Raw genomic sequence first — 25471 nt, 5'->3', positions numbered from 1 at the left:
CCCCCCCGGCAGGGCTCGCCGTCCGCGCTTGGGCCATTGCGCCGTCGTCCCAGACGGCCACATGTTCACCCTCGAAGACGACCTCCCGACCAGCAAGGTACCGTCGCCGGGGTGAAGTATCCGCTGACGCTCGCGGAGCCGCACCTCGCGTAAACACCTCCGGCAGCCCGATGGCGGCTAGCCCAACGCTTGCGAATCAACGAAGAAGCGTCCGTATCATGTGCGCCTTGTTCCATCTGCCGAGGTCACACGATACGGCTGGCTTCACGAGCAAGAGCGGAACACTACAGAATTGCAGGCAGCGGCGCACTATACCAGACACATAACGACTGTCTAGGTTACGCTCACACGGTGGGAGTAGCCAACTGGATCGCGGTCGCGGCCGTACTGGCCGCGCTCCTGGGATCTGGAATCACCCTGTACATAAGTCGGCACCGCCGTCCGAAGATAAAATCTGACATTCGGGTCAACGGATTAGGGACTGATGGCTATCCCCGCCTCGATGTGCAGGGGATCGAGACCCCACAGGGGGTTCTGAGTCAGACCGCGCCGACGATAGATGTCCGCCTCGTGAATTCAGGAACCGGCACGACTCTGATTGTCGGCTGCGATATCGAGGTCATTTGGGCTCATCGGTTCAAGCACGTTCGACCACCCATCGCGAAGCATGACCGAGGCGGCGCCGCCCTGCTTCCAGCGTCCGCACACTATGTAGCACTTCTGCCGAGCCCGGAGGAAGCCAACGGACGGTCGTTCACGGGTAGGAAGGCCGAGCCGCACCCGTTGGAGGTGGCGCTTCGCGGATCCGACGGGCTGAACTTGTCTCACGAGTTGAAACCGGGCGAGGCAGACCGGTTCGTCGTTCGAGTCGAGGTCAAGCCGCATGGAGGCGGGACGCTCTTCGATCATGCGATGCCTGGCGACGATAGGCTGGCCTACCAGGTCCGGTTGTCGATCCGATACGTCGGCGGGCGTAGGACGCAGCAGCTCGTCACCGACAAGATCGGCATCGTCTCGCCCGCGAATGAACTCACCTTTCCGGAAACGGGGCAGATTCGGGAAATCGTTGACCGGTTTCGCCGCGAGGTTACCGAGATAGAGAACGAGATCAACACAGGCCTCCGCGATGCCGGCCGAAGGCCGTTCAACTGGGCGAAGCTGAGGAGTTCCAGCGCACGTGACCTCGAAGCGTTCCACGACACAATCGGGCGAAGCAGGATGTTGACTCCTGCCTTTCTGTCTCCCGACGAAGCGGTCCGTACTTTTCTGGACGACTTGAAACAATTCTGCCGCTCGGTTCTAGACGAAATACCGCGAGAATCCGATCTCGCGCAAGTCTTCTTTCCTCCGGCGCGAAGGACACTGGTCGAGATCGAGAAGGTCCGCTCCGAGGAGTTCGGATAACCGGCGGCACGTGTTGTCATGGACGCTTCATGTAGTTAGGTCGTTCATCCGACCGTTCTTCACCCCACGACGGACCGTCATCCGCGCAATGCCGTACTGCACCATGCGAAGGCATGCAGCCGGTTCACCGCGTGACCATCACGAAGACGACTGAGCGGCACAAGATCCACTCATCCAAGGGGGCGTTCATCCGCGAGATCGACCGGCGCTTCCGGTGGTCGGAGCGCCCGTGCGGGCTGCACGAGGTGGCCGAGTCCACGGGCGAGGGCCCAGCGACGCAAAGCCGGGCATGACGTCCTGCTCGGACGAGGCGAGGTCAGCCGCGGCCGGCACGTGGCTGAGCAGCGCTTCGGGCGGCACGATGTCTATGCCGGTGGCGTTGGGTAGCGGTGGATCTCGGCCCGGTGGCCCGCCGAGCCGGCGAACTTCGCGTCGTCGGTGAGCAACGGCACTCCCAGCAGTTCGGCGAGGGCCACATACATGCCGTCATAGGCGGTCATGTCGTTGCGCAGCTCCAGCACGCGTGACTGCAGAGGCAGCATGGGATGCCGGACGATCCTGAGTTGCGCGTAGCGCTCCAGCATGACCTGCGCCCTCGCCTCGGAGATGCGCACCTCCGGCTTGCTGGTGATCACATGCCCGCGCACGACCGAGGCGATCTCGACATCGATCAAGACCGGGGCGTGCAGCCTGCGAGCCAGCCGCTGCCGAAGAAGGCCATCGCCCTTCACATTGGCCAGCAGACGGAAGACGATCGAGGCGTCGACGACCAGGCTCACCTACCGCCCTCGCGCATCGTCTCGCGAACGAAGTCGGGATCGTACGGCACCGGCTCGTCGGCGGCGATCCTGGCCATCACTTCGTCCAGCGTCGGGGTGCCCGCCTCCTCGTTCAGAAGGTCGCGCACGAAGGCGGTCAGCGACTTGCCTTCACGCTCGGCCCGAGCTTTCAGCGTCCGCTCCGTCACATCAGGAACATCCCTGATCTGTATCGTCCCCATGCCACCAATTCAGCATGCACATTGCATGCACGCTCGCCGTCCCCGTGTCCTCGAACTCGTCTACACGGCGAACGACATGGCCGGGCTCGCCCATGACCTCGGCGATCCGACCTCCCCCTCACTCCGCCCCCAGGCCACGACCCCCGCCACAGCCCGAACGGGACTTGAGGAAGCCTCGCGAGCCTAGGACGAGCAAGCCGCACTGCTATTTGGCCCTGCCCGCGAGGATCATCAACCACAGCTCTTCAGCCTCGCCGAAGGAGCGCGGATGACTCTCACTGACCTTGACCATGGACTTGAGCCGGTCAGTCCTGCGCACCCACGCCAGCCCTCCAGCGGTGCGGAGCTCGTAGACGCGCGGCCCGCACTCACAAGTGTGCCGTCGCACCCGGACCCAATGAAAGCGCGGCAGCGGCTCGCACCACTCGACCGACTCGGCGTCAAACCGCCGAGGGCGGACGTGCGGGCCGCGAAAATCAGGGGACTCCTCCATAGTCGCCTCCACAGGTTGAGCGGCTGCTTGCTGTAGGTGGCCCCGCTCCCCCGTCCCTCCAGTCGGAAGAGCGGGAACCACCCCCACCCGGCGTCCGCGCTACGGACCGGGGTCTTGCCTGCCCGACTCGCGCAGTCGCCAGTGGACGGGAGCCAGGCCGTCTATGGGGCGTGGTTCTGCGTCGCGGCCAGGTGCTGCGCCACCAGCTCGCGGAAGATGTTCCGAGCGGCGAGGGCAGGGCCACGGGCGATCTCCTGCCAGGCAGCGGCGTATGACTTGCGGTGGGTGACCAGGTGCACGCCACCTTCGCGGCGCAGCTGGTACAGGCCGCAGCACGACATCTCGATCACACGCAAGCGCACGCCGGTGGCGGCGTAGGGAGACCACTCTGGCTTGTCGATCATATTGGGGGCTCCTCTCGGCGCAGCCCTCAGGTGTGCACCATCAGGGCGCGGGCCAGTGTGCGAGGCAGGGCATGGGTGGCGTTCAGCGGGATCTCGTACATGAGGCCGGGCCACTACGTGTCGAAGGAGTGACGGTACGTCAGGGAGAAGCATGGGAAAAATGTAGACCCGCCGGATCCGACGCCGATGGGCCATCTTCCTGACGTCGAACCCAGTAACTCGGAGCTCGCATGGCGCGTGGGCCGTACCGTTGACCTGTGATTGACGCCGGCGGTGAACAACCGGTCTACCTGCAGGTCGCAGCGGTCCAGGTCGTCGATGTCGTCGGCGCCGCAGGCCATCCCGGCGACGATCGTGGTGACCTTCGCCGCCGCGTTGGCCCCCTCCGCGGCGCTCAGGGCCACGTACTCGCCGGCCAGACGCTCCAAGCCCGCCCGCTCGGCCAGTCGCAGCGCCGGAGCCAGCCCGCCGTAGGCGATCACGTGCTCATCGTCGAAGATCGCATGCGTTTTGTCAGCGGCGTGGGAGAATCGCACTTACGAGGTGCCCTTCTGATCTGGCTGATTGAAGCGTAGAGAACTCCAATCCTCCCAGGTCAAGGGGCACCTCGCCTCATTTCACGACATACGCATCAGATTTCAAGCCGTGGATCCAGGCTAAACGGCATTGGGGGCCGCCAGGCGGTCGGAACAATCAGCCGATATGACCGAACCGTTAGTCATTGAGGTGGGGGCATGACGCACAAGAGTCCCTGTGATGAAATCCAGGCGCGGTCGAGGAATCGCCCGGTAATTCTTCCCAGAATGATCAGAAACTGGTCCAGTATCTCTGCGTCTGACAAACTGTGGTCGCTGGTCAGATCTTCCCCATGGGCGCGGTATTCTTCCTCGTCTTCGATACTTCTATACTCACCATCGTGCGTATATACCGGCTCATCCAGTTCCTCGATTGCGCCGATGTAGGAAATTTCAAATGCACGCCGGCCATAGCGGCTGAGCGCCTCTGCAGACGATTCTTGCCCACCGGCGAGGACAAGAACATGGGACCAGCCGGGTGCATGCGACGTGATCCAAACTCGCTGCTCAGAACTCGCGGCATCGTACGACCTCATGGCCTTTTGAAAGTCGCACGTCTCCGTGGCCTCCGCCGGGAAGCCCAGACGCCGGGCCACCTCGTGACCATCCTCAATGCTGACCCATAGGGCGCAGAACCATCCGTCGAGCCCGTGCTCCACCAGAAGACGCAATTGGCTTTCGACCGGAAAGAGACTCACGAAATTATCCAGCTTCCCCTGCCTGAGAGCCCGAAAGAAGGACAACGAACGGCAGTACGCCTTTCGCTGCTCTCCTCTTGTCAGGCCTCAGGGCTCAATGAGCACCCAGAAGGAGTTTCCTGTCCCAACTCGATACTCAGTGTACCACGCGCCGATTTTGCGGCCATGGGTCAAGCTGTGGGACTTGTTCAAGGCCCGCAGCGAGTAGTTGCCCCGGGCGGTGCCGGCCCCTTCCTTGGACGAGGCGAATGGATACTCGTCGCAGCTGCTGGGTCCACTTATAGGCAGTTTGTCCGGCCTCCAGGCAGCCAGATATTTGTCCGGCTGATATTATTTGCAGTAGTTGATGTAAACTTTATGCCGATCATTGTTCGCGGGGATCAGCCAGCTCATTTCCTGCGACGTTCCCACATCCATGAACATCTCGATCTTGGAGAATCGCGTCCTGTTGACGTCCTGGTCCCCAGACTTGAGTTCTGTCAGCGGGGTACTCTTGGCTGCCCAGTTCCCGACGGTTATCGTCTTTGGCTGCTCGGTGCCGAGCGTCTTGCGGGTGGGCACGCAGTCGGCGTTCTTCGTGCAGGAGTCGCGCGACGTACTGAACGAGTGCACGGGAGACGTCGAGCGTGGCACGATGAGCAATCACGTGGAGCCTTCCGGCTGGCTGAGATTCTTGTGGTGAGAGCTCTTTTACCGGGGGCTCCACGTCTGTTTCCGGCGTTCGGCGACTCCTCCCGAAAATCCCGGAATGCCGCTGACGGCGTCCAAGAAATCCCAATTGCCCGCACTATTTCGCTGAGATCACCTCAGTGAGTCAACGAGGCCAGGCGCCTCTGGGGACACGGTAGAGGACGCGCGACGCCGTGAACCAGTCCCGATCGAGGAACCGACGCGTGACCCGCCCCGCCAGGATGAGATAGCTCTCCACCATCTCCTCGAACCCGAGATTGTAGCGTTCTTCCAGATCAAGCGTGTAATTCCGGAATTCTTCGAGCACCCCCAGCGGGCCCAGGAGTTCTCCATCGTAGTAATAGAGCATTCCCTCATCATCGAGTTCGGCTAGGTCAGCCCTATGGTGATGAGTGATGATTCGCCTACCTCCGGAGCTCGCCGCCGGTTGAAATGGAAGCCACCCCGTCAGGGTGACGGCGACGGACCAGCCAGGAGAATGCATCCCAATCCAGGTCATGGTGTCCCCGGAGTCATCGTCGGCCAGGTCGAATGACGTATCGAGATCACAAAGAATGCCCGAACTCGGATCGGCCCGGAATCGTTGCGCGGCCTCTTCGATATTCTCCGTGTCGATCCAGGTCGCATCGAACGAGCCGTTCAAGAGGTACTCCTCCAAGAGGTCCCATTGCCTCTCCGCAGGAATTGCCTGCGACATGTCTGCCATCTCACTTCTTCGGTTCTTCGATTCTCGGAAAGAGTGTGGGGTGGAGGCGATCTCATAGCCGCCTCCACCCCACAGTTGGCCCACTGGACCCCGGGAACCTGCCAAGCCGGTTAGGTTGCCGTGCCGTCCGGCCATTCTGCGGTCAGGGCTAGCTCACGATCTTGACCCAGAACTGATTATCGGTCACTACCCGGAAATCTGCCTAGAAGTAGGTGAGTGCATCTCCATGCCGCGAGGCGATCGCCCGGCTCGACCTCGCCATCGCGCTGGCCGACCTCGGAGCCCCCGAAGACGCCCTGAGTGTTGGCCTTCGGGCCCTCGATTCACCCAGAATCGTTGCCCCTGTCTGTACTCGCGCGACTGACCTGGACCACGCACTCGCCGCCAGATATCCGGGAACGAGCCAGGCCGAGGAGTTCCACGGCCGCCTGACAATGCTGTACCAGGCCATGACGTTGCGTGATCTGATCTCCGGTCAGGTGGGACGCCCGTGATCCAGTCTTAAGGCCAGAGCTCGCCATCGTCAGGCGGCACATCACGGGCGTGAGGCCCTTGGACGAATCGCACGTGCTCACGGCTCAGCCACTCAGCGATCAGACGGACTCCGGTGATCCGCTCCACCAGGATGAGGGCGTGCATCTTCCACTCGTCGAACGGCGGCGTCCCCGACGTCACCAACAGCCCTGAAAGAAGATCGGCAACCGGGGATGGGTCACCGTCGGGCTCGGCTCCCCACCGGAAGCGGCACAGCTGTTCTCCCTGTCGGGCATAGTGCAAGTCGTAGTGCCCGAGCGTGTCCCCAAGATGTATGGACACGGCTTCCCCACTTTCGGAGAGCCTCGGCAGGCTTTCGGAGCCATTCCAGTCGTCGGGTTCCACAACGACGAACCAGGAACCCAGCTCTCCGATGACCAACGTTTTCCCATGGCCGGACCACTGGACGTGGTGCCCCGCCTCCCCCCTCGCCTCAGACAGGGAGCAAGGCACGGCGCTGGAGAGCTCTCCTCCAAGGGCAACGGCCACGTCCTCGGCGCTCGCAGCCTGACACCAGGTGATGCTTCCGTCGGGAAGAGATTCGGCAAGGTCGGCAACGACGCCGCGGTAGAAGGCTTCGAGGTCAGTCGACATTGATGTCTGCGTCAGCCCCGTCCGAGGACGCAGAACTCGTTGCCCTCCGGGTCGGCCAGGACCGTCCACGGGACATCGCCCTGGCCCACATCGGCGGCGGTGGCGCCCAGGGTCCGTAGCCGGGCCACCTCCGTCTCTTTAGCTTCAATGGGGTCCGGCAGCAGGTCGAGGTGGATGCGGTTCCATACGGTCGGTGGGCCGGGCGTGCGGAGCAACTCCAGGTAGGGGCCCACGCCCTTGGCGGAGCGCAGGCTCGCGTGGTCGTCGGTGACCTCGTGCAGGGTCCAGTCCAGCGCCTCGTCCCAGAACCGGGCCATGGCTCGCGGGTCGGCGCAGTCGACCACCACCGCGGCGATCGGCCCGGTGTCCCGGTAGATCTCCCGGGGCTCCAGCACGCAGAACACGTTGCCCTCCGGGTCGGCCAGGACCGTCCACGGCACGTCGCCCTGGCCCACGTCGGCGGGCGTGGCGCCGAGCTCCCGCAGCCGCGCGACCAGCTCCGCCTGATGCGCGGCGGAGGTGGTCGCGAGGTCGAGGTGCACGCGGTACTTCACCGTTTCGGGGTCCGGGACGGTGACGAGATCGACGTAGAAGGCGTCGGGGTCCGGCCAGGCGAAGCCCTCGGGTTCGAGGTTGGTCACGCCGGGCGCCTCGCTGGACATGCCCCAGCCGAGCGCCGCCGCCCAGAACCGGCCGAGCGCCACGTCATCCCGAGCCTTGACGTTCACCTGGATCAGTCGCAGTGCCATGCCACCGATCATAGGACCGGGCCCTCACGCAGCGTCTCGCGTACGAGGCCGAGATCGTGCGCACGGGCTAGCCGGTGATGGACCGGGTCATCGCCTGGGCGCTGCCGAGGTAGGCGGTGGGGTCGCTCAGCTGCCGGATCCGGTGCTCGCCGAGGCTCGCGACGACGGCCGGGGTCTTGAGCAGTTCGTCTACGAGGCCGGTCCCCGCTTCCGTGGCCCGGGTGCACGCGTCGGAGACGAGGTGGTGGGCTCGCTGACGGCCGAGGTCGGGCGCGAGGGCCATCATGACGGCCTCGGCGAGGATGAGCCCGCCGGTCAGGCCGAGGTTCTCGCGCATCCGTACGGTGTCGACCTGTAGGTTCGCCAGCGCGTGGGCGGCCTGGGTGAGAGAAGAGGACAGGAGCAGGAACGCTTCGGGGATGACGGCCCACTCGACGTGCCACGGACCGGTGGCGCGCTCGAAGTCCTGCAGCGCCGCGTCCAGCATCGCCGAGGACTTGTCCCGGAGGAGCTTCGCGGCGGCGATCATGAGCTCGCTGGAGATGGGATTGCGCTTCTGCGGCATGGTGGAGCTCGCGCCGCGCCCCGTGACGTACGGCTCGGCCAGTTCCCCGAACTCGGTCGAGCACATCAGGGCGACGTCCGTGCCGATCTTGCCGACGGATGCGCCGATGGCGGCGAGGAGCCCGACGATCTCGGTGAGACCGTCCCGCGCGACGTGCCAGGTGATCCCGGGGTCACGGAGGCCGAGCTCCGCGGCGAGTTCGGCGCGTACGCGCAGGGCGTCGGGGCCGGGCCCGAGGGAGGCCAGGGTGCCGGCTGCGCCGCCGAACTGGACCATCAGATCGCGTCGCCGCACGTCGGTGAGCCGCTCGGCGTGCCGGTCCAGTGCCGAGAGCCAGACCGCGACGCGGTATCCGAAGGTGATGGGCAGGGCGTGCTGGAGGTGGGTCCGGCCGACGGTGACGGTGTCGATGTGCGTGGCGGCCAGCCGTCGAAGGTGATCGCGCAGCCGGTCGAGGGCATCGGAGATCAGGTCCAGGCCCCGGGCGCACCGCAGCACCGTCGCGGTGTCCATGATGTCCTGCGTGGTCGCGCCCCAGTGCAGGTAACCGCCCGCGTCGCCGCATTGCTCGGCGAGCTGGGTGACGATCGGCAGGATGGGGTATCCGACGTTGGCGGTGTCGCGGCGCAGCCGCTCACGGTCGAGGCGTGCGGGGTCGCAGCGTGCGGCGATGGCGGCCGCGGCGCTCTGCGGGATGATCCCGACGCGGGCCTGCGTCCGCGCCAGCGCCACTTCGACGCGGACGACCGTGCTCAGGTACGCCTCGTCGCCGAAGACGGCCCGCATCTCAGGCGTGCCGAACATGTCGCCGAACAGCATGGAGTCGAAGACGGTGCTGCCGCTCATCGGACACTCTCCGGGTGAGGCGCCAGGTCGATGGCGAGGTATTTCTGTTCCAAGTACTCGTCGATGCCGGTGTTGCCACCTTCCCGGCCGATGCCGGACTGCTTCATGCCGCCGAACGGGGCGCTGGGGTCGGAGACGTATCCGCGGTTGAGACCCACCATGCCGGTTTCGAGCCGCTCGCTCATCCGCAGGGCCCGGTTCAGGTCCCGGGTGTAGAGGTAGCCGACGAGGCCGAACTCGGTGTCGTTCGCGTCGCGGAGCGCTTCGTCCTCAGTGGTGAAGGTCCGGATCGCCGCGACCGGGCCGAAGATCTCCTCGCGGGTGATGCGCGCGCCGGCGGGGATGCCGGTGAGCACGGTCGGGGGGTAGAAGTAGCCGGGGCCGTCCGGCAGCACGGCGCCGGCCCGTACCCGCGCGCCGGCCGCGACCGTTTCGTCCACCAGGTCCGCGACGCGGCGGCGCTGGCGTTCGTCGATCAGCGGCCCGAGGTCGGCCGCGGGGTCGGTGCCCGCGCCGAGGGCGATCGTGCCCATGCGCGCGACCAGCTTCCGGGTGAACTCCTCGGCGACGCCGGCGTGGACGAGGAAGCGGTTGGCGGCGATGCACGCCTCACCGATGTTGCGGAGCTTGGCGGTCATCGCGCCGTCGACCGCGGCGTCGAGGTCGGCGTCCTCGCACACGATGAACGGGGCGTTGCCGCCGAGCTCCATCGAGGTCCGCAGCACGGTGCCGGCCGCTTGCGAGAGCAGGAGGCGGCCGACGGGGGTGGACCCGGTGAAGGACAGCTTGCGCAGCCTGCCGTCCCGGAGGAGAGGCTCGGTGACCGCGGCGGCCTGGCCGGTGGGGATGATGTTGAGGACGCCGTCGGGCAGCCCCGCCTCGGTGAGCACACCGGCGAGCGCGGCCGTCGTGAGCGGTGTCTGCGCCGCAGGCTTGACGATCATGGTGCAGCCGGCTGCCACGGCCGGTCCGATCTTCCGCGCCGGCATCGCCAGCGGCGCGTTCCATGGGGTGATCAGCAGGCAGGGGCCCACCGGTTGACGGGTGACCAGGACGCGGGCCGTGCCGTCCTCGCTGACCTTCCAGGTGCCGTCGATCCGGACGGCCTCCTCGCCGAACCAGCGCAGGTAGTGCGCGCCGTACCGTACCTCCGCCCGGGACTCGGCCAGTGACTTGCCCATCTCCAGGGTGATCAGCAACGCGAACTCTTCCATGCGCTCGATCAGCAGGTCGTGAGCGCGACGCAGGATCTCTCCCCGGCGGCGCGGGGGGACCGCCGCCCAGCCGGGCTGGGCCGCGCTCGCGGCGTCGAGGGCGGCCAGCGCGTCCGCCGGGGTGGCGTCGGACACCTCGCACAGGTGCCGGCCGGTGGCGGGGTTCTCCACCGGGAACGTCGCGCCGCCGGTCGCGGGCCGCCACCGCCCGCCGATGAGCACTCCCTTCTCCACCTGACCGATGACGTCGTACTGGGGCAGGGTCGTTTCCACAGAGCTCTTCCTTCGAGGGATCGTGGCAGGGCGGGCGCTTCCGGCCGGGAAGGGCCGTGCGGTCGGTCAGGCGAGTGCGGCGATCATGTCGGTGGCCAGGGTGGCGCTGGAGGCGGGGTTCTGGCCGGTGAACAGGTTGCCGTCGCGCACGTTGTGCTGCTGGTACGCCGGGCCGCCGGAGTGCCGCGCGCCCAGCTCCCGCAGCCGGGAGGCGAGCAGCCACGGGGCGCCTTCGGCCGTGCCGAACAGCTCCTCCTCCTCGTCGGTGAACGCGGTCATCGCACGCCCGGCGAAGAGCCAGTCGCCGTTGGCGTCCACGGCGCTGAGCAGGCCCGCCGGGCCGTGGCAGACGGCGCCGATGATCTTCCCAGCCGCGTCCGCCTTGGTGAGCAGCCGGCCGAGGTCGGCGTCCTGGTAGAGGTCGACGACCGGGCCGTGCCCGCCGGGCAGGACCACCGCGACATAGTCGTCGATGTCGACCTCGTCGAGTTTGAGCAGGGGGCCGAACTCCCGCAGCGCCTTCTCGGCGTGCGCCACGTAGTGCGCACTATCGGCTCCCGCGATCTCCGGGTCGGCGCTGTGCAGGTCGAGCGGCTGCAGCACCCCGCCCGGGGACGCGAAGTCGACCGTGTATCCGGCCTCGACGAACTTCTCGTGCGGCGCGGCCACCTCCTCGGCCCAGTAGCCGGTCGGGTACGCCGAGCCGTCGGTCCGCTCCCAGACGTCGGCGGCGGACATGACGATCAGGACCTTGCTCATGGGACTGCGCCTCTCTGCGGTGATCAGGCGTGGGGCCGCCCCGAGCGGTTCTCGGGGTACGCCTCCAGCTTGGTCCGCCTTGCCCGGCCGTGGCGGCGCATATCACGCCCTGTACGACCGCGGACGGGGCAACCTAGGACGCACAGACCCAGCCCGGCTCCGCGAGCTCAGGGCAGGCGCAGGCGTACGGGGCCGAACAGTCCGGTGGTGCGCTGGCCGGCGAAGACGAAGTGGGTGGGGCTCACCTCGTCCAGGTAGGGGGCGAGCGTGCCGAGGACCAGGATCTCGATGGTGTTGTCGCCGTCGTCCAGCCGGACGTCGAAGGTGTACGGCGAGCACACCCTGATGCCGCAGGGCCGCCCGTTCACGCTGACCTCGGCGGTGCCGCGGACCCGGCCCAGGTCGATCAGGCCGGGCCCGGCCGTGGCGCTGACCGTGGTGCGGTAGCGGACGCCGCCGCTGTAGCCCGCCAGCCCGTGCTCCTCCCAGTCGCCGAGCCGCATGCGGCCGGGCCCGCAGGTGTAGCGGACCGGTCCGGTCAGCGCTGCCCCGGACCGGGCGCCGGGGGTCGTCGTCACCCGGAGCTCGCGGCCGTCGACTATCTCCACGGGGCCGGCCGCGTCCACCTGGATGCCGGTCACGCCGGGAGGCGGGTCCAGCAGGAAGCGCTCGACGCCGGGCCGGCTGCCCGGCAGCGCGAACCCGGCGGGCAGCGCGGCCGGACGTCCGTCCAGCCAGCCCGCCTCGGGGAGCGGATGCGGCCGGGGGCGCAGGTACAGCGCCGCGGGATCGCCGTGCTGGCGTCGCCGTACGCGCGGCCGGGACGACCAGCCGGGACCGGAGACGACCAGCCCGTCGACCAGCACCCAGCCGTCGGACTCCACCCGGATCGTGTTGTCGCCGGGCCGCAGCAGGTGGGCGACGTCGTAGCGGCGCACGCGCGGGATGTCCGCCTCCTCGTACGGGTCGAACCCGCCCTGCCTGCCCGCCTCCGCGCCGTTGACGTACACCACGCAGGGCGCGGTCGAGGCGACCTGGATCAGCTCGGGCGCGCCGGCGGGCACGGTCGTCTCCAGCGGGCCGGCGATCCACTCGGGCCGGGCCGCGTCGGCGGGGTCGGCCACCAGGCAGACGTAGGCCCGCAGGTCGAGCTCCTCGTCGGGGACCAGGAGCAGCTCCAGCGCGTGCTCGCCGGGCGCGAGCGGTGACAGGGTGACGGCGGCGTAGCCCGGGTCGTCGAGCGGCTGCTCGTCGCCGTCCAGCCAGAGGGTCTTCGCGGCGCCGGCGCCGACGGCCAGCCACGCGGGCCGGCCCGGCGGCACGGTGAGGACGCTGCGGAAGCGGGCGTGCCCGCCCGCCTCGACCCGGCCGAAGGCGAGGAACTCTCCCGGTACGTGCCCTTTCGGGCCCAGCGTGTCGCGGTGGATGGGGTCCTTGCGCAGCCCGCGCGAGGCCGACCAGACCGAAGGCGTCCACGGGCCGTCAGGGGCGCGCGCCCGATCGCGGTCCGCCCCGGCGACACCGCCTTCGGCCCGCCCGCCGCCGACCCGCTGCTCCCCACGGGGGCCGAACGTCGCGTGCACCGGCTCCCCGTCCGGCGTGCGCAGCGTCCAGTGCTCGACGGTGGCGCCGCTGCCGAAGTCCGACCAGGTGTCGTCCAGGGTCGGCACGAGCTCGACGGCCCACTCCTCCCCCAGATCGACCTCCTTAAGGTACGGCGTGGGCGGGGCCTCGACGGCGACGTCACTTCCGTCGAACACGAGCAGCGCGGCGGGCCCGTCGTCGAAGGGCACGACGACCTCCACGGCGTCGCCGTCCAGCGTGTACGGCAGCGCCCTCGGCTCGCCGCCGAACAGGCGGGCCAGCAGCGGGGTGCCCGAGACGCCCCTGACCTTGACCCGCATCTCGCGCGCGTACCTGCCGGGGTCGAAGTCGATGGCGGCGTCCAGCCAGCCCAGGTCCACGCCGCGCTCCTCGGGCCGGCCCACCCCGATCCGGCTGGCCATGGGAGACGCTGCGGTGAGGAACACCAGCGTGGTGTCGCCGACCTCGCGCACCAGCGGCGGCACCGGCGCCTCGACCCGCCGGACGAGCCCGGCCAGCGCCTCGCCGAGTTGCTCGCTCGACGCCACGTACGCCGCGTCGCCCGTCTCGAACCGGGCCCGCAACCGCGGCGAGTCCGGCAGCGCGCCCACGGCGACCAGCAGCCCGCCGCCGCTCACGAACTCATCCAGCCGGGCCGCGACGTCCTCGTCGAGGACGGTGACGGCGGGCAGGACGAGCGCCCGGTACGCCTCGGTGGAGACCGTCAGCCTGCCGCCGGTCACGGCCGCGCGCCGCACCGAGTCGTCGTCGATCACGTCGGCGTCGAGGCAGAGCCGGTCGAGCGCGCCAGGGACGGTGGCGAACCACGCCATGTCCCCCACGATCTCCCGGTACACCCGCTGCGCCCGCGCCGCGTCACCGCCAGGACCGAGGTCCGCCGAGGACGACGGCATGGCCGGGACACCCGCCGTACCCGCTGTGCCCGCCTGCGCGGTCGTGGTGGGGAGCAGGACCGCGACGTCGCAGGCGTGCCGGCCCAGCGACAGCGCGGCGCACAGCCGGGTGACCGCGTCCGCGAAGACGCGGTGGTGCCGCCAGTACGGCTGACGCCAGTCGGTGGACGGCGGCGCCCACTCCCACCAGCCGCGCTTGGTCGAGTAGTAGACCGCGTGCGGGTTGTAGAGGGTGGCGCCGGCCCGCAGCCAGGGCAGCAGCCAGTCGAAGGTCTCCTCAAGGGTGCCGCCCCACCCGCTGGAGTGGAACGCCTCGATCCAGGTCCGGGGCCTGCCGTACAGGTGGGCGAGGGAGGAGTGCAGGCGCGCGTCGCCGTGGTGGTCGGATCCGGGCGCGCTGAACCAGCGGTGGGTACGGGCATAGTCGGCGTAGAGCCGTACACCGTCGACGGGGTGCCCGGCGCGGGCCGGGTCCTGCTGGTCGCACCCGTTGAGCAGCCCGTTGCGCTCGTGCCAGGCGGCGAGCGGGCGGAAGAACGCCTCCTCGGCCAGCTCGGCGCGGGTCACCTGGTAGGCCCGCCAGTCGGGGTCGGCGATGGAGAACTCCCGCCCCCGCCGGGCCGCGTACTCCTCGGCGAAGGAGGCCGACCAGGTGGGCAGGGTGGGCAGCTCGTCCTGGAACGACCCCACGATCACCCGGCCGAACCAGTGGCCGAGTCGGCGCTCGAACTCCCCGTGCACCCGGTCGAGCAGCACCGCGCAGGCCGTACGGGACAGGTAGTCGAAGCCGCGGACGGAGACGGACCCGTCGGCGGCCAGCCACTGACCGGCGAACTCCGGACGCTCCTGCACCAGGCGCGCCTGAAGGTCGGCGCCGGAGAAGCCGAGCTGGTCGTAGAACCACAGGTAGGCGCCCAGCTCATGAGCGTCGGCGCAGACCTCGTCGAGCAGCCGCCACCACGCCTCGGACAGGAACGGCGGGTCGTCGGCGTCGGCGCCGAACAGCGGCCCTGACGGGGCCAGGTTCAGGATGACGAGGTTACGCACCCCGCCGGCGACCAGGCGTTCCATCTGCCAGCGCAGCCGGTCCCGGCGCAGCGGCTCGCCGCTCCACCACCAGATGGCCGCCGGCGAGTGGGAGGCGGGCGGCTCGCGGAGCACGTCGAAGACGTTCATCCCTTGAGCCCGCTGGCGAAGCCCTTGATGACGTAGCGCTGCAGCACCAGGAAGACCGCCACGATCGGCAGCGCGCCCAGCACCAGCCCGGCGAAGACCAGGCCGTGGTCGGAGACGTACTGCCCGACGAAGGCGAAGACGCTGACCGGGACCGTCTCGAAGCCCGAGCCGCCGAGGTAGAGCAGCGGGGTGAAGAAGTCGTTCCAGATGAAGACCGCGTTGAGGATCAGCACGGTGCCGGTGATCGGCCGCAGCAGCGGGAAGACCACGCGGGTGAACGCGGTCAGCTGGGAGGCGCCGTCGATCTGGGCGGCGCTGGCGTAGTCGGCGGGCAGCGCGCGGATGAAGCCGGTGTAGAGGAAGACGGTGAACGGGAGCTGGATGCCCGTGTAGAAGATGATCATTCCGGCGTGCGTGCCGAGCAGGCCGAGGCCGGTCACCAGCTCGTACAGCGGGATCATGCCGAGCTGGAACGGCAGCACGATGCCCAGCAGGAACAGGATGTACAGGCCGTAGCCGAGCCGGCTCTTCACCCGGGCCAGGTAGTAGGCGGCGAACGAGCCGAGGGCGATCAGCGCGATGAGGCTGGCCACGGTGATCACGGTGCTGTTCATCAGCGACGGGCCGAGCGCCGCCGCCGTCCAGGCGTTGGCGAAGTTGTCCAAGGTGGGCGGGGCGGGCAGGGCCAGCGGCGTCTGCGAGATCTGCGCCGGGTCCTTCAGGGACAGCGCGACCAGGGTATAGACGGGGAAGAGGAAGGCCACCGCCACCGCGATCATGACGATTTCGAGCAGGAACGTTCTTCTCACGCGGTCACCTCACGGCTGCGCAGGTAATAGACCTGGACGAGGGAGACGGCCGCCACGAACAGGGCGAGCACGAGGGCGATGGCGGTGCTGTAGCCGAACTTGCCGAAGACGAACGCCTGCTTGTACAGCACGGTGGACAGGGTTTCCGTGGCGTAGCCGGGGCCGCCGTTCGTCGTGGCGAAGATCTGGTCGAACAGCTTGAGCCCGCCGATCGTGGAGAGCATCATGTTGATCGTCAGGGCGGGGGCGAGCAGCGGCCAGGTGACGTAGCGGAAGCGCTGGAAGGTGCCCGCGCCGTCGATCATCGCCGCCTCGTGCAGCTCCTTGGGCACGCCCTCCAGCCCGGCCAGGAAGATGACCATGGAGTAACCGGCGTACTGCCACACGACCATGCCCGCGACCGACCACAGCGCGACCGACGGGTCACCCAGCCAGTTGACGTCCAGGCCGAGCAGCCCGTTCAGGCCCGCCGACGGGTCGGGGTTGTAGATGTACTTCCACAGGAACGCCACCATCACCGGGCTGACGACCACCGGCGCGAAGAAGATCACGCGCAGCAGCGCCCGGCTCCTGAGTTTGGCGTGCACGCCCAGGGCCAGCAGCAGCCCGATGCCGTTCTGCACGGCCACGATGGCCAGGGTGAGCAGCAGCGTGTTGCCGATCGAGCCCATGGCCTGCTCGTCGCCCAGCAGCGTCCGGAAGTTGGCCAGCCCGACGAAGGACATGTCCTCGCCGATCCCGCTCCAGTCGGTGAAGGCGTAGAACACGCCGCTGATGGCGGGATAGAGCACCACCAGCGCGTAGACGAGCAGAGCGGGCGCGGCGAAGAGCCAGGACGGGGTAGTGATGCTGAAGCTCCGCCGCCGGCCCGGCCTCCTGGTGGCGGCCGGGCGCGACGTCGCGGTGGTGGTGGGGGTCACTTCTGGTACGCCTCGTCCATCTTCTTCAGTGCCTCGTCGATCGTGGCCTTGCCCGCGAGCAGCTCCTGCACGACCGCGAAGTGCACCGGCTGGACCTCGGCGTTGGGCCAGCGCTGGTCCATGAACGGCACCGCCCGGTCCTTGGTGAACGGCAGGAACGACTCCACCGCCGGGTCGATGGTCGAACTCGCGTCCTGGGTGAGCGGGATGGCGGCGATGGCCTTGGCCCAGGCGTTGATGCTCTCCTGCTTGCCGAGGAAGTCGATGAACGCCTTCGCCTCCTCGACGTTCTTGCCCTTGGCGCTGGCCCCCAGCCCGACGACGACGCCGGCCGGGATCCACACCGAAGCGGCGTCGTCGGCCCCCGGCACGGGGAACATCGACAGATCGTCCGCGGCGGAGGCCGCCTTGCGGAAGTCGGGCAGCACGGCCGACACCTGGATCGCCATGGCGGCCTTGCCGGTGGCCACCATCGAGATCTGCTGCTCGAATGTGGTGCCGTTCGGCTTGTCGTTGAAGAAGCCGCGCTTCTGCAGCTCCAGGTACATCTCCATGGCCTGGCGCCAGCCGGAGCCGGCGAAGGTGGCCTGACCGGCGCTCTGCTTGTCGTCGAACGTCGGGTCCTTGGCGTAGACGGTGGAGGGCACCAGCGCGTACGTGATGAGCTGGGTGACCCACGGCGTCTGCGCGCCCAGGGCGATCGGGGTGATGCCGGCCTTCTTGAGCTTGTCGCACACGGCGAGGAACTCGGTCCAGGTGGTCGGCGGCGCCGCCACCTTCGCCTTCTCGAAGGCCTTCTTGTTGTAGATCGCGCCGATGACCGACGATCCGGCGGAGTAGATGTAGGTCTTGCCGTCGAGCTGGAAGGCGGGCTTGAACCCGGCGGGGATCGTCCGCGTCCACGGCTGGGCGGACAGGTCGGCCAGCAGTCCGGCCTGGCCGATCTGGGTCATCGACATCGCGCTGCCGCTGCCCGGGTACACCACGTGCAGGTCGGGCGAGTTGCCCGCGCCGAGCTGGGTGCGCACGGAGGTCTGCACCTGGTCGGTGGGCGCGAAGGAGGCGTTGATCCGCACCGACGGCTTGGCCTGCTGGTAGGCGGCCAGCAGGCTGTCCATCGGCGCCTTCTGGTCGGCCACGCCGACGAACTTCAGCTCGGTCGTGGCGCTCGGGCCGCCCGTGGTGGCGGCGGTGTCCGGCCTGGTCGAGCAGGCGGTGGCGGCGGCCGCCACCGCGAGCCCGCCCATCATGCGGAAGAACTGGACGCGGCTCATCCTGGCGTTGCGCAGATCGGTCATGCTGTCGTCTCCTCGGTCGTGCGAAAGGTGTGATCCCCCGAGGGCACCTGGTGGGTCTGCCCGTCGGGCAGGTGGACGGTGGCGCTCGCGCCGGGCGGGACGGTCACGGCGAGGTGGAAGTCCCCGCCGCGGCGCTCCCAGGACACGGCGATGCGGCCGCGTACGGACTCGTAGGAGGCTCGGGCCCAGGTCAGCTCGCCGGGCAGCGGGCGGATCACCAGCTCGCGGTAGGCGACCGAGTCCGGCGCCTGGGCGATCCCGGCGACGCCGCCGTACAGCCATTCGCCGACCGAGCCGAACGCGTAGTGGTTGAAGGAGTTCATCGAGGGGGCGCCGGCGCCGTCCCACCGCTCCCAGACCGTGGTGGCGCCGCGCCGTACCTGGTAGCGCCAGGACGGCGGTGCGGTGCGGTTCAGCAGCGCGTGCGCCAGGTCGGCGTGGCCGTGCTCGGACAGGACGGGGCAGAGCAGGTTCACGCCCAGGAATCCGGTCTGCGGGCCGTGCTCCCCGACCAGCTCAGCGAGCCGGCGCGCGGCGGGAACGATCCACTCCGGCGGCAGCAGGCCGAAGGCGAGAGCCAGCAGGTATCCGGTCTGGGTGTCGCCGGTGAGCCGCCCCGGAGCCGATGCGAACGTTTTAATGAAGGCTGCGCGAATATCGTCGGCCAGCGCCCTCATCCGCTCCGCCTCGGCGGTCCGGCCGATCACCTGGGCGGCCCTGGCGGTCAGGTCGGCGCTGCGGTGGAAGAAGGCGGTGGCCAGCAGCTCGCGCGGGGTGGCGGGGCCGGGTGACAGCCAGTCGGCGTAGTGCGGGCCGGTCCTGGCGCGCCAGGACCGGGTTGTGCCGCCGGACGAAGTCGACCCAGGCGGCCATAGAGTCGATGTCGAGGAAGCGGGGATCGCCGTACACGCGGTACAGGTGCCAGGGGATCAGGACTCCGGCGTCCGCCCAGCCGGGCGCGCCCTCCTCGGCGACGCCGCTCAGCCGGGGCGCGACGTTGGGGAAGCCGCCCTGCGGGGTCTGCGCGTCGCGCACGTCCCGCAGCCACTTGGCGAAGAACGCGGCCACGTCGGCGTTGAGGCAGGCGGTCGGCAGGAACACCTGGGCGTCCGCCAGCCAGCCGAGCCGCTCGTCGCGCTGCGGGCAGTCGGTCGGAACGCTGACGAAGTTGCCGCGCTGCCCCCACTCGATGTTTCGCTGGAGCTGGTCGAGCTCCGGGTCGGAGCACGCGAACGTGCCCGCCTGCGGGGTGTCGCTGTGCAGGACCACGGCCTTGACCTCGCCGAGGACCTCCACTCCGGTGATCTCGGCGTAACGGAAGCCGTGGTAGGTGAAGCCGGGCTCGAAGACGGTGGCCGGTCCCGCGCTGATCAGCACATCGGTCGCATCGGCCGTGCGCAGGTTCGCGGTGTCCAGGCCGCCCTCGGCGTCGAGCGTCTCCGCGTGCCTGATCGTCACCCGGCTGCCCGGCTCCAGAGCCGGTACGGCCAGGCGGACGCGGCCCGCCAGGTTCTGCCCGAAGTCGACCAGGTGCGTGCCGGGGCCGGTGCGGGTGACGGCGGCCGGCGCCAGGTCGCGTACCGCCCTGACGGGCTCGTCCAGCGACGGCACCAGCGGCGCGTGGTCGTGGCCGGTCACCACGGCCGGGCTCCAGGAGGTGTCGTCGAAGCCGGGGAGCCACCAGCCGGGCGTGACCGCGCGCAGGTCGTGGCACTCGCCCTTGAGCAGGTCGGCGTAGCGGACATGGCCGCGGCCGGCGCGCCAGCCGTCACCGGTGGCGACGATCTCGGCCGAGCCGTCGGCGTAGGTGAGGTGCAGCTCGGCGATGAGCTCGGGGAACGTCCCGTAGTGGTAGCCGGGCCGGCGCGGGTCGAAGCCGGCGAAGCCGCTCCACCAGCCGTCGGCGAGGGTGACGGCCAGCACGTTCTCGCCCTCGGTGAGACAGCTCGTCACGTCGTAGGTCTGGTACTGGATGCGCCGGCGGTAGTCCGTCCAGCCGGGGGCGAGCTCGGCGTCGCCCGCGCGGTGGCCGTTGATCCTGGCTTCGTAGAGCCCCTTCGCGCTGACGTACAGCCGGGCCGCCGCCACCGGCGAGCGGGCCTCGAAGGCGCGGCGAAGCTGGGGGCAGGCGGCCAGGCCGTGGTCGCGGAGCGCCAGGTCGCCCTCGGTGGGCGGGTCGACGTGCTCGACGGCGTCGGGGTCGGCCGCGATCCAGGCGGCCGTCCAGTCACCCTGGCCGGTCTCGAACCACGAGCGCGCGGTGCTCGACGTTCCGTCGCCGGCCCAGAGCGTGACCTGCCAGCTGTACCTGGTGCGCGGGCGCAGCGGCGGCCCGGCGTACCTGACGCCGATCGCGGCGGGGTCGTCCAGCCGCCCGCTCGACCACAGGCCGTCCACCTCCACGAGGCAGGCCACCGGGTCGGCGCCGCTGAGCCGCCAGGACAGCAGCGGCGCGGAGGCGTCCGTGCCGAGCGGGGTCGCGCGGTGGTCGCAGCACAGGCCGTAGGGCCGCACGGAGCCCATGCCGCACCTCCATGTTGCTTGAGTGTTAACTTAACGCCAGATTTGTTAAAAGGGACGGTATGAGTCGCCCAAGATGACTGTCAAGAGTAGGATTCGCGCGGTCCAGGAGAAGGTGGGAGCTCAGGTGAACGCACGGCAGCACATCTCCGGCAGGTCCGCGCGGCGGCAGGAGATGGCCGAGCACATCGTGCGCCAGGGTTCGGTCTCGGTGACCGAGCTCGCCGAGAGCTTCGCCGTGAGCGTGATGACCGTCCACCGCGACCTCGACGAGCTGGAGCGCCAGGGCATGGTGCGCAAGGTGCGCGGCGGCGTCACCGCCCAGGCCTCCAACGTCTGGGAGAGCAACATCGCCTACCGGCTCAAGGCGCACATCGCCGAGAAGGACGCCATCGCCCGGCTGGTGGCCGGCCTGATCGAGCCGGGCAGCTCCGTCATGCTCGACGACTCGACCACGGCGCTCGCCGTCGCCGGCCATCTGGCCGAGGCGGCGCCGCTGACCGTTGTGACGAACTTCCTCGAGGCGATCAGGCTACTCGCCGGCAATCCCGACATCCGGCTCATCGCGCTCGGCGGTGAATATCACGCCACCCATGACTCCTTCCTCGGCCTCGGCTGCGTCGAGGCGGTCGACGCGGTGAGCACCGACGTGGTGGTGGTCTCCACCTCGGCGGTCTCCGACCAGTACGCCTTCCACCAGGAGCAGGAGATCGTCCTGGTCAAGCGGGCGATGCTGCGCTCGGGCGGGCGGCGCATCCTGGCCGTGGACGGCTCCAAGCTGGCCCGCGTAGCGCTGCACCGGGTCGCGCCGCTCGCCGACTTCGACGTCATCGTGGTCGACTCGAACGCGCCGCACGAGCTGCTGCAACGGCTGCGGGACCACCACGCCAACGTGCAAGTCGCACAGTTATAACACGATCGGCGTTATTTCTAACAGCCCCGCGTGGGTCCGCTCCGTCGCCGGTATTCCGTGGGCGTCAGCCCGACCAGCGTCCGGAATCGGCGGGCGAAGTACGTCGGGTCGTCCCAGCCGACGGCGGCGCCGACCCGGGCGACCGGCAGGGTCGAGTGGGCCAGCAACGTCGCGGCGCGCTCGGCCCGCAACCGGGCCAGGAAGCCCAGCGGAGTCACCCCGGTGTACTGCCCGAACAGCCGGCCGAGATAGGCGGGATCCAGGCTGACCGCCCGGGCGAGCTCGTCCAGTCGCCACGGGACCTCGGGCGCCGCCTCCAGCCGGGCGACCGTGGCGGCGACCGCGGGATGGACGGCCGGGCCGGGCGCCTCCCGTTCCGGAGCACGGCCGTCGACCAGGATGCCGAGCACCGTGACCAGCCTGCCCAGCACGCGGCCCGGCCGGGCCTGACCGGCCCCGAGGTCCCGTTCGAGCAGGCCGATCTCCACGATGGCCTCCTCGGCGGCGGCCGGATCGACGCTCGTGACGGCCACGCCGTGCGTCCCGGACGCCACCGGGTCGGTCCACAACACCCGGCGCAGCATCGGGATGTCGGACAGCGCCGCCAGCTCGGTCCGCAGCGCCTGGGTGGACAGGCAGCAGTTGGCGACGGTCAGGCCCGCGCAGTCCCGGAACCCGTGCCAGGCGCCCGGCCGGAGCACGATGACCGCGCCGAGCCGCAGCGCCTGCTCGCCCTGGCTGGTCACATGCCGGCCGCTGCCGGCGCCGATCACCGCGATCTCGAGAAAGTCGTGCGCGTGCGGCTCGATGCCGGCCTCCAGCCGGTGAACGCCTCCCAGGACCGGGCCCCCGGCGAACAGCGCGTGCTCGTGCAGCGTGGCAGGCATGTCGGGATCGTACGACTACTCGCCGGAATAGGGCTAGCCCGCGGCGGCGGCCCGCGACGACGCTGGGAGCATCCCCACTCTGGAGGTCAGCGATGACAACGACCACGACCGAGCAGTCCCGTAGCGACCTCGGCGCGGACGGCACGGTGCCGGACGAGCTTGTCCAGGCCTATCGCGAGCACGGATTCGTCCGAGTGCGAGGCGTTCTCGAGCCGGCGCGGACCGAGCGCTTCCGGGCCGGCGCGGAGGCGTTCCTGGCGGCGCATCGTGCGGAGAGCCTGGAGCAGCGGGGCGTCTTCAGCCAGCTCGTCAACGTCTGGCAGCGTGACGGGACGCTGCGGGAGCTCACGCTGGACCGGCGGCTCGGCCGGATCGCCGAACAGCTCGCCGGGTTCCCGCTGCGGCTCTGGCACGACCAGATGCTGGTCAAGGAGCCGCACAACAACGCCGCCACCGAGTTTCACCAGGACCGTCCGTACTGGCCGCACGCGGGCGACCGGCTCCCGCTGTCGGCGTGGATCGCCCTGGTCGACGTCCCGCCGGAGCGCGGCTGCATGACCTTCCTGCCGGGCACCCAGCATCGCACCGGCCTGCGCCCGCAGGACCTGCACCAGGAGGAGGACCTGTTCGCGGCGGACCCTTCCCTGCGCTGGATCCCCCGCGTGACCCTGCCGCTGCGCGCCGGCGACTGCACCTTCCACAGCGGCTACACCGGCCACATGGCGCTGCCCAACCGCACCGATCAGGCCCGGCTGGCGCATGTCACCATCTACATGGACGAGGCGACCGCCTACAGCGGGACCTCGCACGTCGTGACCGACCCCCTCGGCCTCACGGCGGGCGACCGGCTGGACGGCGACACCTTCCCCCGCCCCTGGGCCTGACGACCGCCGCCCGGCTCGCCTGCGGTGACAACCGTCAGGCGGGGCTGGGCGGCAGCTCAGACGGAGCTGGTGACGACGGCGAAGCGGGCCTCGTGCGGGTCGGCCAGCACCGCCATCCGGCCCACGCCCTTGACGTCCTCCGCCGGGGCGTGGACCGTACCGCCGAGCTCGCGGCAGCCCGCCACGGCGGCGTCGCAGTCGCGCACCTCGAAGTAAGCCAGCCAGTGCGGCAGGTCACCGGACTCGAGCGGGAGCAGGCCGCCCATGGACGAGTCGGCGTCGCCGCCGGCCGGGGAGATCAGCGGGTAGGTCGTGTCCCCCATCGGCCTGTCCTCGAACCGCCAGCCCAGGACCGACTTGTAGAAGGCGCGGACGGCCGTGCTGTCGGGCGCGTGCAGCTCGACCCAGGCCAGCGAGCCGGGTTCGTTCACCAGGTCCACACCGGGGACTTCGGCGGGCCGCCAGGCCGCGAACCGGGCGCCGGCCGGGTCCTCGAACTGTGCCATCTGCCCCTGGGGCGCCAGCTCCACCGGCTGCAGCACCACGGTGCCGCCCGCCGGCTCCACGGTCCGGGTGGTGGCCTCGCAGTCCTCCACCGAGAAGTAGGGGATCCAGGCCGAGGTGACCGCCTCCCCCATGAGCGCGCCGATCCCGGCGACGTTCCTGCCGCCGACCTGACAGAAGGTGTACTCGGGCACCTGATCCTGGAACTCCCAGCCGAACAGGCCACCGTAGAACCGCTTCGCGATCTCGATGTTGAAACTGTCGAGCTCGATCCAGCACAGGGAGCCGGGCAGGAACTGGGTGGTGAGCATGGCGTGCTCCATAGTCACTATGTGACGGTGGTGCGAGGGCGCCACCCGTCACTCCGAGCCTGGCATGGGTCCCCCGCAAAACAAGTACGACCAGCACAAACGAACAATGTTTGACCGGCGGCAGGCCGGGACTTGAGCATGGCCCTGCCCCGCTGCCACCACGGCGACGTCCGCGCGGACATCCGATGTCGCGCCAGTGGCCGAAGCCCTCGGATGGGGCCCGTTTTGAACGCGTTCAACTCGCTGCGCTAGGGTCGTCCCAGACGCCTGGGGGGACCCCGATGAAGATTGTGATACCCGGCGGAGCCGGGCAGGTAGGCACGATCCTGAAGCGCGCGCTGACCGCGGCGGGCCATGAGGTCGTGGTCCTGACCAGACGGCCGGCGCGCGAGCGTGAGGTCCGCTGGGACGGCGAGAGCCTGGGCCCGTGGGCGGCGGAGATCGACGGCAGCGACCTCGTCGTCAACCTGGCCGGGCGCAGCGTCAACTGCCGCTACACCGGGGCCAACCTGCGCGCCATGATGGACTCGCGGGTGCACTCGGCCAGGGTCGTGGGCGAGGCGATCGCCGCCGCCGTACGGCCTCCCCGGGTCTGGTTGCAGATGAGCACCGCCACCGTCTACGCCCACCGCTTCGACGCGCCCAACGACGAGACGACCGGCGTCATCGGCGGCGCCGAGAGCGGCGTCCCGGGCTACTGGGCCTACAGCGTGGAGATCGCGAAGGCGTGGGAGCGGGCGCAGGAGCGCGCCGAGACCCCGCGCACGCGCAAGGTCAGCCTGCGCACCGCCATGGTGATGAGCCCCGATCGCGGCGGCGTCCTCGACACCTTGCTGCGGCTGACGCGGCTCGGCCTCGGCGGCCCGATCGCGGGCGGCGCCCAGTACATCTCCTGGATCCACGACCGCGACTTCGTCCGCGCCGTCGAGTTCCTGGCCGACCGGGACGACCTCACCGGGCCGGTCAACCTCGCCGCGCCCGATCCCTTACCGCAGCGCACGTTCATGCGCGTGCTGCGTGCCGCGTGGGGTGTCCCGGTGGGCCTGCCCGCGACGAGGTGGATGGCCGAACTCGGCGCGTTCGCGCTGCGCTCGGACACCGAGCTCCTGCTGAAAAGCCGCCGCGTCACCCCCGGCCGCCTCCTGGAGGCGGGTTTCGCCTTCGACCACCCCCGGTGGCCGCAGGCCGCCGACGACCTCGTCCGACGCGTGCGCGGCGGGCTTGTCCCCCACGACATCCGTTGACGG

The 25471-nt window shown here is 69.5% G+C and carries 26 protein-coding genes and 1 pseudogene; 5 read left to right on the top strand and 22 right to left on the bottom strand.

The genetic code is table 11. From position 1 onward, the window contains the following. The first annotated feature begins 351 nt into the window (after positions 1 to 351). Positions 352 to 1404, top strand: a complete 1053-nt coding sequence (locus IEY87_RS19540; protein WP_189140118.1) for a hypothetical protein — start codon at positions 352 to 354, stop codon at positions 1402 to 1404. 113 nt (positions 1405 to 1517) lie between these two features. Beyond that, positions 1518 to 1697 (top strand): hypothetical protein, encoded by a 180-nt coding sequence (locus IEY87_RS19535; protein ID WP_189140117.1) that lies wholly within the window; start codon positions 1518 to 1520, stop codon positions 1695 to 1697. Positions 1698 to 1769: 72 nt separating this feature from the next. On the opposite strand, the gene IEY87_RS19530 is transcribed toward IEY87_RS19535, so the two are convergent. The 20 genes and pseudogenes from IEY87_RS19530 to IEY87_RS19435 all read right to left on the bottom strand — a co-directional run. Next, positions 1770 to 2183, bottom strand: coding sequence for a type II toxin-antitoxin system VapC family toxin (locus tag IEY87_RS19530; protein ID WP_189140116.1), 414 nt, complete (start codon positions 2181 to 2183; stop codon positions 1770 to 1772). Then, positions 2180 to 2404: a FitA-like ribbon-helix-helix domain-containing protein gene (locus IEY87_RS19525; protein ID WP_225277490.1), complete on the bottom strand. Its 225-nt coding sequence runs from the start codon at positions 2402 to 2404 to the stop codon at positions 2180 to 2182. The genes IEY87_RS19530 and IEY87_RS19525 overlap by 4 nt, the downstream gene beginning before the upstream one ends. Positions 2405 to 2609: 205 nt before the next feature. Beyond that, entirely contained in the window at positions 2610 to 2897 is a 288-nt protein-coding gene (locus tag IEY87_RS19520; protein ID WP_189140115.1) for a hypothetical protein, read from the bottom strand. 161 nt (positions 2898 to 3058) lie between these two features. Then, positions 3059 to 3301 (bottom strand): hypothetical protein, encoded by a 243-nt coding sequence (locus IEY87_RS19515; protein WP_189140114.1) that lies wholly within the window; start codon positions 3299 to 3301, stop codon positions 3059 to 3061. A gap of 113 nt (positions 3302 to 3414) precedes the next feature. Further along, a complete protein-coding gene (locus tag IEY87_RS19510; protein ID WP_189140113.1) occupies positions 3415 to 3783 on the bottom strand; it encodes a hypothetical protein in 369 nt (122 codons plus the stop codon). A gap of 236 nt (positions 3784 to 4019) precedes the next feature. Beyond that, complete coding sequence (locus tag IEY87_RS19505) at positions 4020 to 4574, bottom strand: hypothetical protein (RefSeq protein WP_189140112.1); 555 nt, start codon at positions 4572 to 4574, stop codon at positions 4020 to 4022. 87 nt (positions 4575 to 4661) lie between these two features. Further along, the gene (locus IEY87_RS47195; RefSeq protein WP_225277521.1) at positions 4662 to 4856 is read right to left on the bottom strand and encodes a NucA/NucB deoxyribonuclease domain-containing protein; all 195 of its coding nucleotides are present in this window, start codon (positions 4854 to 4856) and stop codon (positions 4662 to 4664) included. A 48-nt stretch (positions 4857 to 4904) separates the two neighbouring features. Next, positions 4905 to 5135 (bottom strand): hypothetical protein, encoded by a 231-nt coding sequence (locus IEY87_RS19495; protein ID WP_189140111.1) that lies wholly within the window; start codon positions 5133 to 5135, stop codon positions 4905 to 4907. 253 nt (positions 5136 to 5388) lie between these two features. Then, positions 5389 to 5907 carry a hypothetical protein gene (locus IEY87_RS19490; RefSeq protein ID WP_189140110.1) on the bottom strand — a complete coding sequence of 173 codons (519 nt, stop codon included), beginning with the start codon at positions 5905 to 5907 and terminating at the stop codon, positions 5389 to 5391. Positions 5908 to 6471: 564 nt separating this feature from the next. Beyond that, complete coding sequence (locus IEY87_RS19485; protein ID WP_189140109.1) at positions 6472 to 7098, bottom strand: DUF6461 domain-containing protein; 627 nt, start codon at positions 7096 to 7098, stop codon at positions 6472 to 6474. 11 nt (positions 7099 to 7109) lie between these two features. Continuing rightward, positions 7110 to 7847, bottom strand: a complete 738-nt coding sequence (locus IEY87_RS19480; protein ID WP_189140108.1) for a VOC family protein — start codon at positions 7845 to 7847, stop codon at positions 7110 to 7112. Between the two features lie 67 nt (positions 7848 to 7914). Further along, positions 7915 to 9258: a class-II fumarase/aspartase family protein gene (locus IEY87_RS19475; RefSeq protein ID WP_189140107.1), complete on the bottom strand. Its 1344-nt coding sequence runs from the start codon at positions 9256 to 9258 to the stop codon at positions 7915 to 7917. Then, positions 9255 to 10745: an NAD-dependent succinate-semialdehyde dehydrogenase gene (locus IEY87_RS19470; protein WP_189140106.1), complete on the bottom strand. Its 1491-nt coding sequence runs from the start codon at positions 10743 to 10745 to the stop codon at positions 9255 to 9257. The genes IEY87_RS19475 and IEY87_RS19470 overlap by 4 nt, the downstream gene beginning before the upstream one ends. Before the next feature lie 66 nt (positions 10746 to 10811). After that, positions 10812 to 11504: a type 1 glutamine amidotransferase domain-containing protein gene (locus tag IEY87_RS19465; protein ID WP_189140105.1), complete on the bottom strand. Its 693-nt coding sequence runs from the start codon at positions 11502 to 11504 to the stop codon at positions 10812 to 10814. Between the two features lie 167 nt (positions 11505 to 11671). Further along, entirely contained in the window at positions 11672 to 15178 is a 3507-nt protein-coding gene (locus IEY87_RS19460) for a type 1 glutamine amidotransferase family protein (RefSeq protein WP_189140104.1), read from the bottom strand. Further along, on the bottom strand, positions 15175 to 15987 hold the full coding sequence (locus IEY87_RS19455; RefSeq protein ID WP_225277488.1) for a carbohydrate ABC transporter permease: 813 nt from the start codon (positions 15985 to 15987) through the stop codon (positions 15175 to 15177). The genes IEY87_RS19460 and IEY87_RS19455 overlap by 4 nt, the downstream gene beginning before the upstream one ends. Beyond that, positions 15984 to 16907, bottom strand: a complete 924-nt coding sequence (locus IEY87_RS19450; RefSeq protein ID WP_189140103.1) for a carbohydrate ABC transporter permease — start codon at positions 16905 to 16907, stop codon at positions 15984 to 15986. Before IEY87_RS19450 ends, IEY87_RS19455 begins: the two co-directional genes overlap by 4 nt. Then, entirely contained in the window at positions 16904 to 18205 is a 1302-nt protein-coding gene (locus tag IEY87_RS19445) for an extracellular solute-binding protein (RefSeq protein WP_189140102.1), read from the bottom strand. The genes IEY87_RS19450 and IEY87_RS19445 overlap by 4 nt, the downstream gene beginning before the upstream one ends. Next, positions 18202 to 18528 (bottom strand): alpha-L-rhamnosidase C-terminal domain-containing protein, encoded by a 327-nt coding sequence (locus IEY87_RS45855; RefSeq protein ID WP_229699366.1) that lies wholly within the window; start codon positions 18526 to 18528, stop codon positions 18202 to 18204. Before IEY87_RS45855 ends, IEY87_RS19445 begins: the two co-directional genes overlap by 4 nt. A gap of 6 nt (positions 18529 to 18534) precedes the next feature. After that, positions 18535 to 20728, bottom strand: a pseudogene (locus IEY87_RS19435) (family 78 glycoside hydrolase catalytic domain); the annotation flags it as partial. Positions 20729 to 20852: 124 nt separating this feature from the next. Here IEY87_RS19435 and IEY87_RS19430 point away from each other — a divergent pair. Then, positions 20853 to 21638: a DeoR/GlpR family DNA-binding transcription regulator gene (locus tag IEY87_RS19430; protein ID WP_225277487.1), complete on the top strand. Its 786-nt coding sequence runs from the start codon at positions 20853 to 20855 to the stop codon at positions 21636 to 21638. Between the two features lie 17 nt (positions 21639 to 21655). Here the strand turns inward: IEY87_RS19430 and IEY87_RS19425 are convergent, their stop codons facing one another. Then, positions 21656 to 22525: an AraC family transcriptional regulator gene (locus IEY87_RS19425; protein WP_189140098.1), complete on the bottom strand. Its 870-nt coding sequence runs from the start codon at positions 22523 to 22525 to the stop codon at positions 21656 to 21658. A gap of 92 nt (positions 22526 to 22617) precedes the next feature. Here IEY87_RS19425 and IEY87_RS19420 point away from each other — a divergent pair, with 92 nt between their 5' ends. Further along, entirely contained in the window at positions 22618 to 23409 is a 792-nt protein-coding gene (locus tag IEY87_RS19420) for a phytanoyl-CoA dioxygenase family protein (RefSeq protein ID WP_189140097.1), read from the top strand. A gap of 56 nt (positions 23410 to 23465) precedes the next feature. On the opposite strand, the gene IEY87_RS19415 is transcribed toward IEY87_RS19420, so the two are convergent. Then, complete coding sequence (locus IEY87_RS19415) at positions 23466 to 24224, bottom strand: VOC family protein (protein ID WP_189140096.1); 759 nt, start codon at positions 24222 to 24224, stop codon at positions 23466 to 23468. A gap of 281 nt (positions 24225 to 24505) precedes the next feature. Between IEY87_RS19415 and IEY87_RS19410 the strand changes: the two genes are divergently transcribed. Next, positions 24506 to 25468 (top strand): TIGR01777 family oxidoreductase, encoded by a 963-nt coding sequence (locus IEY87_RS19410; protein WP_189140095.1) that lies wholly within the window; start codon positions 24506 to 24508, stop codon positions 25466 to 25468. Positions 25469 to 25471 lie beyond the last annotated feature (3 nt).

The sequence above is a fragment of the Nonomuraea glycinis genome, assembly GCF_014646515.1.
In the GTDB taxonomy this organism is placed as follows: Bacteria; Actinomycetota; Actinomycetes; order Streptosporangiales; family Streptosporangiaceae; genus Nonomuraea; species Nonomuraea glycinis.
This window is presented reverse-complemented; position numbering and strand designations above follow the sequence as displayed.

What these genes read in the sequence shown, in the direction of transcription:
- IEY87_RS45855 (WP_229699366.1), bottom strand. Translation starts at nt 18,528, where the DNA reads ATGAACTCCTTCAACCACTACGCGTTCGGCTCGGTCGGCGAATGGCTG.
- IEY87_RS19420 (WP_189140097.1), top strand. Translation starts at nt 22,618, where the DNA reads ATGACAACGACCACGACCGAGCAGTCCCGTAGCGACCTCGGCGCGGAC.
- IEY87_RS19480 (WP_189140108.1), bottom strand. Translation starts at nt 7,847, where the DNA reads ATGGCACTGCGACTGATCCAGGTGAACGTCAAGGCTCGGGATGACGTG.
- IEY87_RS19415 (WP_189140096.1), bottom strand. Translation starts at nt 24,224, where the DNA reads ATGCTCACCACCCAGTTCCTGCCCGGCTCCCTGTGCTGGATCGAGCTC.
- IEY87_RS19425 (WP_189140098.1), bottom strand. Translation starts at nt 22,525, where the DNA reads ATGCCTGCCACGCTGCACGAGCACGCGCTGTTCGCCGGGGGCCCGGTC.
- IEY87_RS19525 (WP_225277490.1), bottom strand. Translation starts at nt 2,404, where the DNA reads ATGGGGACGATACAGATCAGGGATGTTCCTGATGTGACGGAGCGGACG.
- IEY87_RS19535 (WP_189140117.1), top strand. Translation starts at nt 1,518, where the DNA reads ATGCAGCCGGTTCACCGCGTGACCATCACGAAGACGACTGAGCGGCAC.
- IEY87_RS19475 (WP_189140107.1), bottom strand. Translation starts at nt 9,258, where the DNA reads ATGAGCGGCAGCACCGTCTTCGACTCCATGCTGTTCGGCGACATGTTC.
- IEY87_RS19465 (WP_189140105.1), bottom strand. Translation starts at nt 11,504, where the DNA reads ATGAGCAAGGTCCTGATCGTCATGTCCGCCGCCGACGTCTGGGAGCGG.
- IEY87_RS19460 (WP_189140104.1), bottom strand. Translation starts at nt 15,178, where the DNA reads ATGAACGTCTTCGACGTGCTCCGCGAGCCGCCCGCCTCCCACTCGCCG.
- IEY87_RS19515 (WP_189140114.1), bottom strand. Translation starts at nt 3,301, where the DNA reads ATGATCGACAAGCCAGAGTGGTCTCCCTACGCCGCCACCGGCGTGCGC.
- IEY87_RS19520 (WP_189140115.1), bottom strand. Translation starts at nt 2,897, where the DNA reads ATGGAGGAGTCCCCTGATTTTCGCGGCCCGCACGTCCGCCCTCGGCGG.
- IEY87_RS19445 (WP_189140102.1), bottom strand. Translation starts at nt 18,205, where the DNA reads ATGACCGATCTGCGCAACGCCAGGATGAGCCGCGTCCAGTTCTTCCGC.
- IEY87_RS19410 (WP_189140095.1), top strand. Translation starts at nt 24,506, where the DNA reads ATGAAGATTGTGATACCCGGCGGAGCCGGGCAGGTAGGCACGATCCTG.
- IEY87_RS19485 (WP_189140109.1), bottom strand. Translation starts at nt 7,098, where the DNA reads ATGTCGACTGACCTCGAAGCCTTCTACCGCGGCGTCGTTGCCGACCTT.